A 13,539-nucleotide genomic window follows, 5' to 3' on the forward strand; every position below is an offset into this window, starting at 1 on the left:
GGAGGGTGTAACCCTCCCTCGTCCATCGGTGCGGCCGGACGAAAACGGCCCATTACACTTGTGGAGGGGGTGCAGGATCGGGTTCACCGACTAATCGGGAAGTCCGGTCCTGCATCCCGCCACCGATTATTTATCTTTGAATAAAAGCAGGGTCGGCAGAAGCCATTGATCCGCATTCGGAATGAAAAAGGACGGGTTTTTCTTTAACCCATCCAACAATTCCTTTTTTGAAAACCAGCGAAGCGCCTCTACTTCCTTACCGGGATGAAACTCGCCTATATCTTGATCGAGAGATACTAAAAAAAGCTGGCAAAAATACTGATGATTCCCCCGGATGCGATTCTTTGGGCCTTTCTGAAACAAAACCCCCCGCAACCCAATCTCTTCCTCCGCTTCCTTATAGATATTCTCTTCATAGGTCTCGCCTTTTTCAACCGTCCCGGCCACCGCCGGGCCCCATTTCCCAGGATCCCTTTTCTTGCTCAAGGCACGCTGGGCGAACAAGAGATGCCCTTTGGAATTGGATACCCATAACGAGGACACCCTGTAGATGTCATTGGGTTTAAGGAGCGAATGTTCTTTGTATTCGAGAATGGAATCATTTTCATCCACGATGGGGATTTTCATAAAAATTGATATAGGGACCACCCCCTATTAACCTATATGAAAAAAATCTACCAAAAACTCCTCCTTACCTACGGCCCCCAGGGGTGGTGGCCCATCTGGCACGCGGACGCCAGTAAACGCTATCGAATGGGGTCATATGACCATCCGCGCAACGAGAAAGAACTGCTCGAGATTTGTGTGGGGGCGCTCCTCGCCCAGAATACCAGTTGGAAGAATGCGGAGAAGGCCGTGGAACAATTGTCCAAAAAGGGCTATTTTGATTCGGTGAAAAAACTATCCACCACCAAAAAAGAAATAGTGATTCCCCTTATCCGGAGCGCGGGCTACTACAACCAGAAAGCGGACCGGATCATTCGCTTCGCTCAACATGTGAAAGAAAACCATGGAACGATGACAACGATGCTGAAACAACCCGCGGAAACTCTGCGCGCCGAATTATTGGGAATAAATGGGGTTGGTGAAGAGACGGCGGACTCCATCCTCGTGTACGCGGCGCATCAACCCTATTTCATCGCCGATGCGTATGCTCGCCGAATTCTCACACGTGTCCATGGATGGGGGAAAGAACCCACCTATGGGAAGATGGTGTCGTTTGTGCATGAGAAAATGCCCCCAAAACCAAAAAACTATGTCGCTTACAATGAATTCCATTCCCTGCTCGTTGAACATGCTAAACGGTATTGCACTAAAACAGACCCGAAATGCATGCATTGCCCGCTCCGGGCGGGTTGCCGATCCGCACTAGTGCAAAAATAGGGTATTGTGTTTTTTCAGGTGAACGTCCTTGCTCACAATCTTGAGATTGCGCGTCTCGCTGAACACGACGAGCAGGGCATCGGTATAGCTGATGCGATGCTCCTCTTTCTTTAGCACCGCATGACGAATACCCGCATTGGCAAAATCATCGATATTCCCTTCCAGAAAGACGCATTTCGATTTGACGAATTCGATTGGAGGCCTACACTCAAGGCCATTACGCAAAAGCGTGCTGGCCACCTCACTAATAACCGGCCCACACGTATAACATGGATCTCCACTATTCAAAACTTGCTGAACTTTTTCTCCCGAGGGGGTACCCAAGAAATATTCTATCCAGGTCGAGGTATCCAGCAGATATTTAATCCCGGTCATGCCACCGATCATCCTCAGTAAGGACTATTTTTTTCCCATGAAACACACCGAACATGTCTTTTGGCAAGTGTTTTAATTCTGCCGAGACCACATCGCCGGCATTCACATTCAAGCGTTTGGCCTCTTCCGAAGGAATAGCCGCCATCAACGACCCGCCGACCCGCCTAATCTTCAATAGGACCCGCATATTAAATCACCCATATAATATGTTATATGCAATGTTATATAACTATAGGTTTGAGACCCTTCGCCATCCTTTGAAACGAAAAAAGGACCTCTCCTTATCTCCCGTAGCCTTATAACACGAATTTCCCCTTTTCCAACCATGATACGCACGCATACTTGCGGCGAACTCCGGGGCGCCGATGCCGGGAAGGATGTTATCCTGGAGGGGTGGGTGGATACCTTCAGGGAAACGGGAAAAATTTCGTTCATCCTCCTCCGCGACCGCACGGGCATCACGCAGGTGTTTGTCAACAAAACCCTCACAGAAGCGCACGCGTCCACCCTCAAACCTGAAACAGTCATCCGTATCCGCGGAAAGGTAAACCAACGTCCCGACAACCAAATCCGTGCCGAGGAAAAGACGGGGGCGATTGAAGTGGAGGCAACGGCCATCGAGATCCTTAATCCGAGCGACGCACCATTGCCCATTGAAATGCGTGCCGATTCTACGACTCACTTGGACAAGCGCCTGGATTACCGCTTTCTTGATCTGCGACGGAAGAATGTCCAGGCTATTTTTCGCATCCGGAGTCAGGTTTCGGCAGTGACGCACACTTTTTTCATCGAGGAAGGATTCCTAAACATCCAGACGCCCAAATTGACGGCCTCAGGAGTAGAATCGGGAGCGGAAGAGTTCAAGCTGGATTATTTCGGAAAAACCGCTTCCCTGGCCCAGAGCCCTCAGATTTACAAACAAATGTTCGTGGTTTCTGGATTGGAAAAGGTGTATGCCATCGAACCCATTTTCCGGGCGGAGAAATCCCACACCACGCGCCACCTCACCGAATTCACGGGCATTGACTTCGAGATGGGATTCGTCTCAGAATTGGAGGATGTGATGAAAGTTGTTGAGAAATATCTCCAAACCCTCCTCACGCGTATTCAAAATGAGTGCGCGGAAGAATTGGAAACTTTGGGAGTGATGATAGATATTCCCCCAAAAATCCCCCGCCTTTCCTTACAGGATGCCCGCCAAATACTATCAGAAAAAGGAAAAACCATTCCCGAAGACGATGATCTGGATGCGGAAGGGGAGCGGTTGATAGGGGAATACGTGAAAGAAACATGGGGAAATGATTTCGTTTTCATGCTCGATTACCCGTGGAAAAAAAGGCCCTTCTACCATATGCGCCCCCCGGATGATCCAAAAAGAACACTTTCTTTTGATGTCATTTACAAAGGCGTTGAAATAGGCACCGGGGCCCTGAGGGAACACCGCCTCCCCATTCTGGATGCCCAAGCCAAGGAGAAAGGCATTCCCCTGGACCAAATGACCTTCTACCGCGACCTATTCAAATATGGCGCCCCGCCCCATGGGGGAATAGGGTTAGGGTTGGATCGCATCATCAAGCAAATGCTCAACCTTACTAACGTGAAAGAAGCCATCCTCCTTCCCAGGGACCCCGAACGGCTGACTCCCTGATTCGTAAGGAAACCTTCATCCTCCAAGCTCCACAGCACAAAATCTCTAAAAAAGATTAGTTGGACTTAATTGTAAACGTTTTCGCGCTTTCCTATTTTAATCACCAATATTTCAACTCTCTGCTTGCTAATATCCGCAATCACCCGATAATCGCCTACGCGCATTCGATAAAAATCCCTTCCTGTCAATTTGAAAAAAAATTGAAAAGGATTGACACGCGACCGTTCAAGGGCGGCCAAAATCCTTTCACGCGTTGGACGCTCCAATTTCTCAAGCTGCTTCAGACTCGTCGGAGAAAATTCAATGGCGTAAATCATCTAAGATTCAGCCTTTTTTTTACTTCATCGTGAGGAATACCTTTTCCCTCTCGGAATTCCTTGCGGGATTGTTCGATTTCTTTGAGGGTTTCTTCGTTGACCATTTTATGATCTTCCACCAAATCCCAAATGACCCCTTCGTACGTGTCGCGATCATATATCTTGTATTTGTCAAGCTCATTCTTCAATTCCATACTTACTTGGATAGATGTTTTAGCTGCCATAGTACACTATAGAGCATTATAGTTTAAATACCTTTTTGTAAAAGCGATTCCGTGGAGATTCCTTTTTAACAAGAAAAGACTCTACATCTGCATATGCGCACCTTAATCGAATTCAGACAATCGGGTTTCCCGTCAGTCTTAGGTGTACGCATCACCTCCAATCGCCGCTGATTCTCCCCTCTCTCGGGCACCTGGATGTCCGCCGGAGGCCAACATTATAAGTCCCATTGACCCAAAACCGCGCATGGAGTGAACCCACATGAAACGAACCCTCATCAAGGATGTATTGGAAAAAGACTTGTCCGAAGCCCACCTCTGGGGCTGGATCAAACGCAAACGCGACTTCAAAGGCACCCTCATCTGGGTGATACGCGACGGAAGCGGGGAGATGCAATGCGTGCTCTCCTCAGGTGATATTACTGACAAAAAAGCGTATGCCAGCGCGCGCAAGGCCCTCATGGAGAGCTCGGTGAAAGTGTATGGAATAGTAAAAAAAGAACCCCGTGCCCCCGGAGGAAAAGAGGTGCACGTGACGAAAGTGGAAGTATTGCACGCAGGAGAGGAATTTCCCATTGGAAAGGATTTATCCGAGGAATTCCTTTTGGACGTGCGCCATCTCTGGCTGCGCTCCACCAAGATGCAGCAGGGGATGAAGGCCTCCGCCCTGGTGTTTGAAGCCTTCCACGATTTCTGCAAGAAAGATGGTTACTTGGAGGTGCAATGCCCCATGTTCGTTTCCGGAGCCGTGGAAGGGGGCTCGGAATTATTCGAAGTGGACTACTTTGGGAAAAAAGCCTACCTCACCCAATCCTCGCAGTTCTATCTGGAAGTCTATGCGCACGCCCTGGAAAAAGTGTATACTGTCGCCCCTTCCTTCCGCGCCGAACCCTCACGTACCAGAAGGCACCTCACGGAATTCTGGCACGCCGAATGGGAAACCGCCTTTTCGGATCTGGAAGACCTCATGGCCTGGGAAGAGCGCATGATCAAACACGTGGCCAAGTACGTATTGGAAAAGGGCCAGGAACAACTCGCTTACTTCGGAAGGGACCCTAAAACGTTGGAAAAGGTGATCAAAAGCAAATTCAAACACTTCACATATGATGAAGTCTTTGCCGTGGCGCAGAAAAAGTTCCCCGACCTCAAGTGGGGGGATGATTTGCAGGAGATGCACGAGCGGGAGATCACCAAGGATTTTGACATACCCATATTCGTGCACCACTATCCCACGGTACTCAAGCCCTTCTACCACCGCCCCGACCCCAAACGAGGGGAAACCGTGCTATGCTGCGATGTCCTGGCCCCCGAAGGATACGGGGAAATCATCGGGTCGGGCGAACGATGTTGGAAATATGATGAACTGGTGGGACGCATGAAAGCCGCCGGGCTCAAAGAAAAAGACTACCAATGGTACGTTGATCTTCGGAAATACGGAAGCGTCCCCCACACGGGTGGAGGGTTAGGACTATCCCGCTTCACCATGTGGCTGTTCAAAATAGACCACATCCGGGATACCGTGGGGTTTCCGCGGACGATGAGTCGGATTGCGCCGTGAGAAAAAATTAATTTGCTTTTATCAACATCATTAGATATTGACTACTATCGGCCCACTGAAAGCACATCCATTTGAATTGCAAGCTTTGATGAAAACTGAAAAATTGGCTCCAGCATTGCTATTATCCGGAGAAGTTCCTGAACTACTTGCGTTTGTAATGTCATGGGTCCAGAAAAGTGGATGTCCAGCGTAAGTATCAAAATTATTGCTAGTAACTGGCACGCTTCCTCCTCGCCAAATCTTTACCTGGTTTGTCCAAGCCCCAGTAGCAAAACCATTAATCGACCAATCAAAATTAATTGCTGCTGGATCAGACCCATTATTGCTAGCGGAAAAAGTGGCAATAGTGGGCGCACTCCCACCGCCCCCGCCACCCGAATTTAATCCCACGTGCTGGGTGTAATCATCCAGGTTGTGCTGAACAATATCATTGGTGGAGCCGGAGGTCGTGATGATGATGAGCAGGACAATAGTGGCGATGAGCACCGCTCCCCCGATGAGGAGGAGGTATTCTAAGGCCCCCTGGCCTTTCCTGCGGGGCTTGGATTGGGGTTGGGGATGGGTTGGCATGCTCTTTCCACCTTCTGCTCCTTTATAAGCGTTATGGGGTTTGGTGGCGGATAATCAAAACGGGTGGCTGTGCCCCACTCGAATAGGAATACCAGACCCGGTTCCCGGCCTCGCCAGAGGATGATAAACTGTTATTCGGGTCGAAATCCTCTCCCACCATGGTGAAATTAAGGGCATTCTCCCCGGGCAATACAAAGGAGGGTCCGCTCGCCAGGTGAAAAAGTTCCAATCCAGGATTCAGGCTGGCAGGCGTGATATTCACATATGTTTTCCCGGACAATTGAGTGTTTAGCGGATCACTGAGAGGAAGCTCTTGAATTTCATCAATGGTCGTGCAAATAGTTATTGGAGCTGATGGAGGATCCTTGATGAAATAGATTGGGTCGCTGTTAGTTCCTTGGCGGTTTTGGGTCACCACGGGACTAGTTTGCTGGATGAGAAAATCTACTTCAAAGAGGGTTGCATTGGGGGGGATCCTATCGAAATCGAATCGGGTGGAATAACCATAATCAAAAAGATATCCGCTGTTTGAACCATCGTCATTATACGCATCCGTCACAGTGGAAAACGTGACCGCGTTGGAAGTGGTTCCGAATCCGCACACCGATGCATTCTGTTCAGTCAAAAGAAGAGTATGCAATGTTCCGGAGCGGGCGATGGGCGTGTTGGGATTAGTTTGAGTGTACAAAAATTCGATATACATCGTCTGATGCCTATGCGTGGGGTTGCATTGGAAATTGCGGCAATACGCATACAATTTCAAATTCACCGTTTGGCCCAATTTGGAAACCACATCCGTGTTGAAGCCAATCGTACCTTTGATCGACCCGTTGCTTGGTATTGTGATCGGGGAAAACGAGATAATATCTCCTGAATCGGCTGGAGTGCTTGAAAAATCGACCACCTGCCCTCCCAAAGTCAATTTCTCAACCCTGAAATCATCATCCGTGAAGGCAAAATCCACCAGGTCGAAATGGATTCGGACGGCATCGAATTTTACATCTTGGGTGGGATGGGGATTGGTAATGGTAAAGCCCCCCACTGAATTAGCGCGTTGAAATTGAACCGGGTTAAGAGATGGCATCGTACTCCAATCCACCACCAGAGAGCCAAATCCGGTTCCCCCGCCCCCTCCGCCGCCTCCAAAGTTGCCCTGGGGGAAATCGGAGAGGTTGTTCTGGAGAATATTCCCGGCGGCTGGAACATACGTCAGGATGAGGAGTAGCAGGATGGTCGCCGCCACCAAAATGGCGCCGGCGATGAGGAGGAGGTATTCCAGGGAACCCTGTCCCTTAGGAAGGGGAGAACGCATGCACCCGGAAAAGCCCTTTTACTTTAAAAAGACCCGGTGAACACACCGTCACTTTCCAAATACCTAAGGAGGGATGGGGATCTTCCCAAATCGACTTTATAGAATATGGGTGGACCCACCCAAACCTAACGGATATAGTATAGGGTGGTGATGGACTCGATTAAACTTTGTAACCGGTCCTCGGATATAGGGGCCGGGTAAAAATCCGCATCCATCCAGCGGGAAGCGAGGTCGTTGAAATGCGCGTTGCTGGGATCCTCGGAGTTGCCCAAGGGCAATAAACTCCTGGAATTGTCCGGCTGGGATAAATCGACGAAAAGGGAGTAGGATTGGGTCAACTGCCCCCCTAACGTGCCGATATCGGGATTTTTCCATCCCGTGTACGTTTCGTCCTTCGAGGGGTCCAAGCTTCCAAAACCGAAGAAAACAGTATTGAAATATTCCACGGAATAGTTGGTCTGGTTGTTCATGATTTGAGAAGACCATTGGGATGGAGTATCCCCATACCCTTGTGGGGGCGGGAGAACGGTATTGTTCCAGGCATCGGATAGTTTTTTCTCCAAAAAAGCAATCTCCTCATTCTCGAAATCCTCCCCTTTTGTCATCACCAGTTTGGCGTGACGCAACCATGCGCGCATGCCGGGTTCCCCTCCTCCGTAAATATCTGTGATCCACTGCGAATCGGGAGGACGTAGGCGGCTCCTGAAATTGGAAACGAGGGCGAAATAGGGGTGAAATATAGAAGAATGGGCTCCCTCATTGTACCATTCTTCCAAATGAGTAAGGGCACTCATTGCTTCTGGGGAAAATTGGATGGCCCCCGGACGTTCACGGATATAGAGAGCAATTTCGATGAGGTCGCGTCGGAAAATACTCACGTCGTCGAAGTGGATGTCTAATACTTCAGAAGGAGTGAATTTAGCGGGGTGATTCTCTAAGAGAAGCTCGCGGAGGCGGTAGGAACGGGCCGTATCGCCTCCCCCGCCCCAGCCGGGGTTGTAGAAAATAGGATACCAGGCTCCAGCTGAAAGGTTGTTGGCGGAGAATAGAATGCCGCTGCTAGGGTTAATGACATGTGGGCGCAATGTATGAGGAATGAAACCCTGCCACAAGTACTGGGAATTACTCCCATCCTGCGCCACCATCCCCGCAAGAGGAGACAACGAGGAACGCGTGGGCACCGCGGCCAAATGCCAATAGCCAATATTACCCTGCGAATCCCCGAAAATAATATGCACCGCGGGACTCCGATATTTAGCCAACGCATCTCTAAATTGAAAAACGTCATCGGCGCGCATCATGGCAATGAGGGATTGAATCGTGTGAATATCTGAATCCACGAGGGGAACAGCCTGCAAAACATACTCCTCCCCCAAGGAAGCACTCACCATATCCGTCACCACCGGACCCAAAATAGTTTTCTTTACCGTGACGGTTTGGGGATTCCCATTCTTCACCAAAATAGTCTCGGTACGGGACTCAATCGTATACGTTTGACCATCATATTCATACTGGTCCCCCCCCACCATCTTTAGTTTGAAAACATCACTCAAATCCCCACCCGCCGCAGTAACACCCCACGCCACGCGAGGATTAAACCCCACATAAATACCCGGCGCCCCCGGAATAGCCACTCCGCGAACATCAAAAGTAGCCCCCTTCACATGAATCTCATGAAATGGGGAGGGGGAGGTGACATCTAATTGGGGGGAAGACACCAGAATGGCGGCCCCGGTCGTGGAACGACTGCCCCCCACCACCCAAGCGTGGCTCATCTTGGGAACCTCAATAAGATTCGTAGAATAACCCCCGAAGGGAGGGTGTTGATTGGCATACGACCGCATCGCCTGAAGCGTGGACGAAGGAACATCACTCTGCTGCACCACCGCCCCATCACTATCCACATACGCCGTCGGCTCCATATCCGCTGCCGCCGCATCAACCGAACCCAATTCAACAACCTTCTGCTCAAACGTATGAAGATTAGTCACCTCCGACGCATCCACCCCCACCCGAACAACCGAATCCCAAACCAACAACGAATCAACAGGAGTCCAAGGCTCAGGAACACTATTAAAAAGTTTGTGTAAGCTCGTTTTATGGGTCTCTATATACCAATTCACCCCATCCGCATACGCCTGAAGAAAATCCCTGGTCTCTACATCCAAATTAGGATAACGCGCCGCCGCATAATCCGCAAACTGGAGGCGACGCATTTCCTTGTCCAAATTGATCGTAGCACCCTCATTCATATTCCCGTTCAACTCGGCCAACCGCCCCTTCATAACCATACGCGTCCGATGCATCTGATACAGACGATCCTCCGCAGCCGCATAACCCATCCCATAAAACGCCGAATAATCAGTAGCAGCAAACACATGCGGAACCCCGAATTGGTCGCGAATAATTTTCAATTCGGTTCCGACAGGCCCCCCTAGGGGAAGGCCCAGAGGATCGTCCTGAATGGTGTCACCGGCCCGGGGGATGTAAATAAGTCCGACCGGGTCAATATGGCCGGACATGAGAAAGAGCATAATGGTCGCCGCCACTAATATGGCCCCGGCGATGAGGAGCAGGTATTCCAGGGAACCCTTTCCCCAGGAAGGAGGGGCATTCATGCGTTGTGGACCCCTTTTTTCTTTATAAATGCCCAGCGGCACCCTTTCACCCCCGTACCAGAATGGCTTTATTAATGGAAAATGGAATCTGTGTGTATTCAAGATTTGGGATAAATAGGCTCTCCTCACACCCGGCGCCCCCATAGGGGCGTCGGGACGCCTTTTCTTTTTATTCTGCACCCCCCATCTATCTTTCATAATCAGGAGGGGCACCCATGAAGACAGCCGCCATACTCATTATCCTTGCCGGGGCCATTTTGCTCTTGCTATCCGCCTTCCACCCAGGAGTCATCGTGGGATGGTTTACTGAACCCTTGCGATTGCTCACCAATTCCGCGCAATCCTTCGATTACATCACGCGCCTCATCGTGTTACTATTCGCCCTCGCCGTGGCCATTATCGGCACCCTCGCTTATCAGCGCCAACCCCAATCCCGAATTGGGTTGGTGGCGCTGGCCTTCGGATTGCTCGCTTTCAAATGGTTGCTCAAGGTCATGGACCTCTTCGTGAGCGACGGACAGTTTTTCCCCGATCACGCGGAAAACGTCATTGAACTGGTGAGTTTGGCGCTCATCGCCTACGCCCTCTTCGGGAGACACTCCTCCAAAAAGGGATGATGCCCCCACATGGCCGACGACGCGACATTCCATAAAGCGCTGCAGCTGGAGGTGCGGAATAGGATCTACACCATCATCGATTCATCCCCCGGCCTGCATTTCAGAGAGATCCAGCGCCGCGCCAACCTGGCGGTGGGAAGCCTCCAATACCACTTGGATTATCTCCAAAAATACCACATCATCCGGACGCAAAAGGAAGGAAAGTTCGTCCGCTACTACGCGGTACGCAACACCGGCATGGGAGAAGGGGACGCGGGGAAGAAGACCATGGCTTTTCTCCGCCACGCCTCGACGCGGAAGATATTGCTGTTTCTGTTGCAAGAAAAACGCGCCAACAATGAAACGATTGCGACGCACATCGCTTTATCTCCGTCCACTACATCCTGGCACCTCGACAAATTGGTCAAGGAAAACGTTCTTTCCCGCGTCCGGGATGGAAGAAAAACCTTTTTCGCTATTGTGGACCCAATATTGGCCCAACGACTCGTGGTTGATTACCAAAAAAGTTTCCTGGATGACGCGGTAGACAACTTCGTGGAGATGATTGTCACCCTCTCCCCTCCTGATGACACGCCTAGCCCGACGTCAACGGAACACCCGATAGAATAAGCGTATCCCCAATCCTCATCCCCGCTTCCTCTGCCGCCCCAGCATTGACCTCGAGCACATACAATGCCTTACCCCGGGGGGTATACACTGTACATGGGTATCGCTCGCAGGGAATAGCGGTTTGAATATCCATGATGATTCCATCCCGGGAGATCCAAATCATGTCCAAAGGAATGAGAGTGTTTTTCATCCAGAAGGTATACCTTTCTTCCAGGGGAAAAATAAAGAGCATCCCCTTATCAGCTCCTAAATGGGTGCGGAACATCAAACCCTGCTCGCGCAACTCGGGGGTGTCGACAATAGCCACGGAAAAACACCGCGTTTCCGTGCACACTGAGGGAATGGGGGAGGGATTGGGGGAAAGGACATCCACGCATCCCACGAGGAACAGGATTGTAACCAATGCAAACACTATTTTGAATCGACCCATCTCACCGCCCCGCCACGATTTCAATTACATCCCGATTACTAAGGAGGTGGTCCTTGCCTAACAACATTTTGGTCTTCACATCGATGGCCTTAATGAAGTTTTTCCCGAAATCCGTGTGGAGACGGAATGCGAAATCCAGGGTGGTTGAATGGGGGGGCATGAGGAAGCAATCCGGGATGATATTCCCATCCTTGTCCGCCAACCCCTTGGTTCCACCCGGGAAAATGGCCATATAGCCTAACGCAGAAAAAACGGTTTCATCCAGGACGCGCTGGACTCCCGTGCCATTCAAGGGAATTAATACTTTTTCGTGGATATACTGCAAGGCCTGCTCCTGCGCGGGATTCAACTCCTTGTTTTTTAGGAAATCAGGTGAACCGGGAATATAGGAGATGAGATTGTTTTTGTCGGCCTTCCTCAATGTAAGATCCGCCTCAGCTGAGCAGGGGATAATGAGGAGGTGCGGGAAGGTTTTTTTCAGACGTTCAACGTTTCCCGCAGTATAAGGAAGATCCATCTTGTTGGCGGCGATGACGATGGGCTTGGAAATGAGCCGAGACTCATTCACAAACCTTCGCTTGTCCTCCTCATTCCACTCGCTGAGCTTTTTTTCGCCCAGCTTTGTCTTGTTTAGTGCTACATCCACGTGATGATTTGTGACACCCAACCCCGACAAACCTTTGGCCACCGCATCAATGACTTGTTGTTTAGTAGTAAGAGGTTGGCGGGCAAACTTAGCCCAATTTTTCTCCAAAATGCCCATCATCCAGAGCTCAATCTCCTCCTCCAAAAATAATATGTCCTGGCACGGATCATGCGAACCAGGTTCCACCGCCTCGCCTTTTTCATTCGTGCTCCCGCTCGCGTCCACCACATGAATGAGCACATCCGCTTGTCGCAAATCATCCAGGAACTTATTTCCCAAACCTTTTCCCTCATGCGCCCCCGGGACCAAACCAGCTACATCCAACAATTCCACGGGGATGAAGCGGATGTGGTTGATGCAAAAACCGGTGCGGGGATTACATTGGGTATTGAAATCCACATCCACGCATGCCACGCGTACAAATCCCATGCCCCTATTTGGATTAATAGTGGTGAATGGATATGCGGCCCGCGCTACGTCAACTAAAGTGGCGGCCGCGAAATACGTGCTCTTTCCCGATGAGGGTTTTCCCACAATTCCTATGAGCATCCGCTAGTCCTCTCAATAAATCGTAACTCACACCAAACGCACGCGGTTGAATTCCTTCACCATCTCATCCGTGTGCGTGGGGGAGAGGCATTGCTCCAATATTTCCGGTTTCACCGTGACATGGCAGCCCAGGGCAAACGCCCGCGCCACGTCCTTGGGAGTGCGCAGGGAGGAGGCCAGGACATGGGAATCCAGTTCGTGCGCCATGAAGGCATCCTGCATATCCTCAATTTCGGACCAAGGATCCAATTCCACATCCTGCATCCGACCCACATAGGGGGCGACATAGTGGCCGCCCGCGAAGGCCGCGAGAATCCCTTGCGCGGCTGAAAAGACGGCGGTGAAACATATCTCCACTTTGTCATGGTTGAGCGTGGGGGCAATGGAGAAACCGCTCTTGTCGGCTGGGATGTTGATGACCGCCTTAGGAAGCATTTCGTGAATGGTGCGCACATCTTCCAGCAATTCATCCGGGGTCTCCCCTGATGCTTGGACCATGAGGAGCTGCCCTTTTCCAAGCAATATATAGAGGGATTTGAGGTGATCGAACCTATTTTTGGGTTTGACTTTGGCCATGAGGAAAGGGTTGGTGGTTATTCCCTTCACGAAGGGTTGCTTCACCCATTTCTCCACCTCATTGATGTTAGCCGAATCCACGAAGATGGTCATACCAGGAAAGGGGAGGG

Annotated in this window: 16 protein-coding genes; 5 read left to right on the forward strand and 11 right to left on the reverse strand. The window is 50.5% G+C overall.

Annotation, left to right across the window (positions count from 1 at the left end):
• Positions 1-126: 126 nt before the first annotated feature.
• On the reverse strand, positions 127-627 hold the full coding sequence (locus Q8P05_02125) for an NUDIX hydrolase (protein ID MDP2666274.1): 501 nt from the start codon (positions 625-627) through the stop codon (positions 127-129).
• A 36-nt stretch (positions 628-663) separates the two neighbouring features.
• On the opposite strand from Q8P05_02125, the gene Q8P05_02130 reads away from it, so the two are divergent.
• Positions 664-1,383, forward strand: coding sequence for a hypothetical protein (locus Q8P05_02130; protein MDP2666275.1), 720 nt, complete (start codon positions 664-666; stop codon positions 1,381-1,383).
• Here Q8P05_02130 and Q8P05_02135 read toward each other — a convergent pair.
• Entirely contained in the window at positions 1,369-1,758 is a 390-nt protein-coding gene (locus Q8P05_02135; protein MDP2666276.1) for a PIN domain-containing protein, read from the reverse strand. The two genes, Q8P05_02130 and Q8P05_02135, sit on opposite strands and share 15 nt — an antisense overlap.
• Entirely contained in the window at positions 1,745-1,945 is a 201-nt protein-coding gene (locus Q8P05_02140) for a hypothetical protein (GenBank protein MDP2666277.1), read from the reverse strand. Before Q8P05_02140 ends, Q8P05_02135 begins: the two co-directional genes overlap by 14 nt.
• Before the next feature lie 138 nt (positions 1,946-2,083).
• Between Q8P05_02140 and aspS the strand changes: the two genes are divergently transcribed.
• On the forward strand, positions 2,084-3,406 hold the full coding sequence (aspS, locus tag Q8P05_02145; protein MDP2666278.1) for an aspartate--tRNA(Asn) ligase: 1,323 nt from the start codon (positions 2,084-2,086) through the stop codon (positions 3,404-3,406).
• A gap of 65 nt (positions 3,407-3,471) precedes the next feature.
• Here aspS and Q8P05_02150 read toward each other — a convergent pair whose 3' ends face one another.
• Together Q8P05_02150 and Q8P05_02155 are read right to left on the reverse strand one after the other, a co-directional pair.
• Positions 3,472-3,723 (reverse strand): type II toxin-antitoxin system RelE/ParE family toxin, encoded by a 252-nt coding sequence (locus Q8P05_02150; protein ID MDP2666279.1) that lies wholly within the window; start codon positions 3,721-3,723, stop codon positions 3,472-3,474.
• Positions 3,720-3,947: a hypothetical protein gene (locus Q8P05_02155; protein MDP2666280.1), complete on the reverse strand. Its 228-nt coding sequence runs from the start codon at positions 3,945-3,947 to the stop codon at positions 3,720-3,722. Before Q8P05_02155 ends, Q8P05_02150 begins: the two co-directional genes overlap by 4 nt.
• A 259-nt stretch (positions 3,948-4,206) precedes the next feature.
• Here Q8P05_02155 and asnS point away from each other — a divergent pair, with 259 nt between their 5' ends.
• A complete protein-coding gene (gene asnS, locus Q8P05_02160) occupies positions 4,207-5,502 on the forward strand; it encodes an asparagine--tRNA ligase (protein ID MDP2666281.1) in 1,296 nt (431 codons plus the stop codon).
• A 30-nt stretch (positions 5,503-5,532) separates the two neighbouring features.
• Here asnS and Q8P05_02165 read toward each other — a convergent pair whose 3' ends face one another.
• The 3 genes from Q8P05_02165 to Q8P05_02175 all read right to left on the reverse strand — a co-directional run bounded on the left by Q8P05_02165 (position 5,533) and on the right by Q8P05_02175 (position 10,002).
• A complete protein-coding gene (locus Q8P05_02165; protein MDP2666282.1) occupies positions 5,533-6,072 on the reverse strand; it encodes a class III signal peptide-containing protein in 540 nt (179 codons plus the stop codon).
• Positions 6,073-6,103: 31 nt separating this feature from the next.
• On the reverse strand, positions 6,104-7,384 hold the full coding sequence (locus Q8P05_02170; protein MDP2666283.1) for a hypothetical protein: 1,281 nt from the start codon (positions 7,382-7,384) through the stop codon (positions 6,104-6,106).
• Positions 7,385-7,509: 125 nt separating this feature from the next.
• Entirely contained in the window at positions 7,510-10,002 is a 2,493-nt protein-coding gene (locus Q8P05_02175) for a penicillin acylase family protein (protein ID MDP2666284.1), read from the reverse strand.
• 215 nt (positions 10,003-10,217) lie between these two features.
• Here Q8P05_02175 and Q8P05_02180 point away from each other — a divergent pair, with 215 nt between their 5' ends.
• Both Q8P05_02180 and Q8P05_02185 read left to right on the forward strand, forming a co-directional pair.
• Positions 10,218-10,619: a hypothetical protein gene (locus tag Q8P05_02180; GenBank protein ID MDP2666285.1), complete on the forward strand. Its 402-nt coding sequence runs from the start codon at positions 10,218-10,220 to the stop codon at positions 10,617-10,619.
• A 9-nt stretch (positions 10,620-10,628) separates the two neighbouring features.
• Positions 10,629-11,228: a winged helix-turn-helix transcriptional regulator gene (locus Q8P05_02185; GenBank protein ID MDP2666286.1), complete on the forward strand. Its 600-nt coding sequence runs from the start codon at positions 10,629-10,631 to the stop codon at positions 11,226-11,228.
• Here the strand turns inward: Q8P05_02185 and Q8P05_02190 are convergent.
• From Q8P05_02190 to Q8P05_02200, 3 genes are read right to left on the reverse strand one after another with little or no spacing between them, the layout of a single operon-like run.
• Complete coding sequence (locus Q8P05_02190; protein ID MDP2666287.1) at positions 11,194-11,658, reverse strand: DUF192 domain-containing protein; 465 nt, start codon at positions 11,656-11,658, stop codon at positions 11,194-11,196. The two genes, Q8P05_02185 and Q8P05_02190, sit on opposite strands and share 35 nt — an antisense overlap.
• 1 nt (position 11,659) lies before the next feature.
• The gene (locus Q8P05_02195) at positions 11,660-12,853 is read right to left on the reverse strand and encodes a redox-regulated ATPase YchF (GenBank protein ID MDP2666288.1); all 1,194 of its coding nucleotides are present in this window, start codon (positions 12,851-12,853) and stop codon (positions 11,660-11,662) included.
• 27 nt (positions 12,854-12,880) lie between these two features.
• Positions 12,881-13,522 carry a transaldolase family protein gene (locus Q8P05_02200; GenBank protein MDP2666289.1) on the reverse strand — a complete coding sequence of 214 codons (642 nt, stop codon included), beginning with the start codon at positions 13,520-13,522 and terminating at the stop codon, positions 12,881-12,883.
• Between the last annotated feature and the right edge of the window lie 17 nt (positions 13,523-13,539).

Source organism: Candidatus Diapherotrites archaeon, from assembly GCA_030688545.1.
Taxonomy (GTDB): Archaea; Iainarchaeota; Iainarchaeia; order Iainarchaeales; family VGJJ01; genus VGJJ01.

Bases quoted from the DNA above. Each gene is read 5' to 3' on its own strand.
- Q8P05_02135 (MDP2666276.1), bottom strand. From the start codon at position 1,758: ATGACCGGGATTAAATATCTGCTGGATACCTCGACCTGGATAGAATAT.
- Q8P05_02130 (MDP2666275.1), top strand. From the start codon at position 664: ATGAAAAAAATCTACCAAAAACTCCTCCTTACCTACGGCCCCCAGGGG.
- Q8P05_02190 (MDP2666287.1), bottom strand. From the start codon at position 11,658: ATGGGTCGATTCAAAATAGTGTTTGCATTGGTTACAATCCTGTTCCTC.
- Q8P05_02170 (MDP2666283.1), bottom strand. From the start codon at position 7,384: ATGCGTTCTCCCCTTCCTAAGGGACAGGGTTCCCTGGAATACCTCCTC.
- Q8P05_02155 (MDP2666280.1), bottom strand. From the start codon at position 3,947: ATGGCAGCTAAAACATCTATCCAAGTAAGTATGGAATTGAAGAATGAG.
- asnS (MDP2666281.1), top strand. From the start codon at position 4,207: ATGAAACGAACCCTCATCAAGGATGTATTGGAAAAAGACTTGTCCGAA.
- Q8P05_02165 (MDP2666282.1), bottom strand. From the start codon at position 6,072: ATGCCAACCCATCCCCAACCCCAATCCAAGCCCCGCAGGAAAGGCCAG.
- Q8P05_02195 (MDP2666288.1), bottom strand. From the start codon at position 12,853: ATGCTCATAGGAATTGTGGGAAAACCCTCATCGGGAAAGAGCACGTAT.
- aspS (MDP2666278.1), top strand. From the start codon at position 2,084: ATGATACGCACGCATACTTGCGGCGAACTCCGGGGCGCCGATGCCGGG.
- Q8P05_02140 (MDP2666277.1), bottom strand. From the start codon at position 1,945: ATGCGGGTCCTATTGAAGATTAGGCGGGTCGGCGGGTCGTTGATGGCG.
- Q8P05_02180 (MDP2666285.1), top strand. From the start codon at position 10,218: ATGAAGACAGCCGCCATACTCATTATCCTTGCCGGGGCCATTTTGCTC.
- Q8P05_02150 (MDP2666279.1), bottom strand. From the start codon at position 3,723: ATGATTTACGCCATTGAATTTTCTCCGACGAGTCTGAAGCAGCTTGAG.
- Q8P05_02175 (MDP2666284.1), bottom strand. From the start codon at position 10,002: ATGAATGCCCCTCCTTCCTGGGGAAAGGGTTCCCTGGAATACCTGCTC.
- Q8P05_02200 (MDP2666289.1), bottom strand. From the start codon at position 13,522: ATGACCATCTTCGTGGATTCGGCTAACATCAATGAGGTGGAGAAATGG.
- Q8P05_02125 (MDP2666274.1), bottom strand. From the start codon at position 627: ATGAAAATCCCCATCGTGGATGAAAATGATTCCATTCTCGAATACAAA.
- Q8P05_02185 (MDP2666286.1), top strand. From the start codon at position 10,629: ATGGCCGACGACGCGACATTCCATAAAGCGCTGCAGCTGGAGGTGCGG.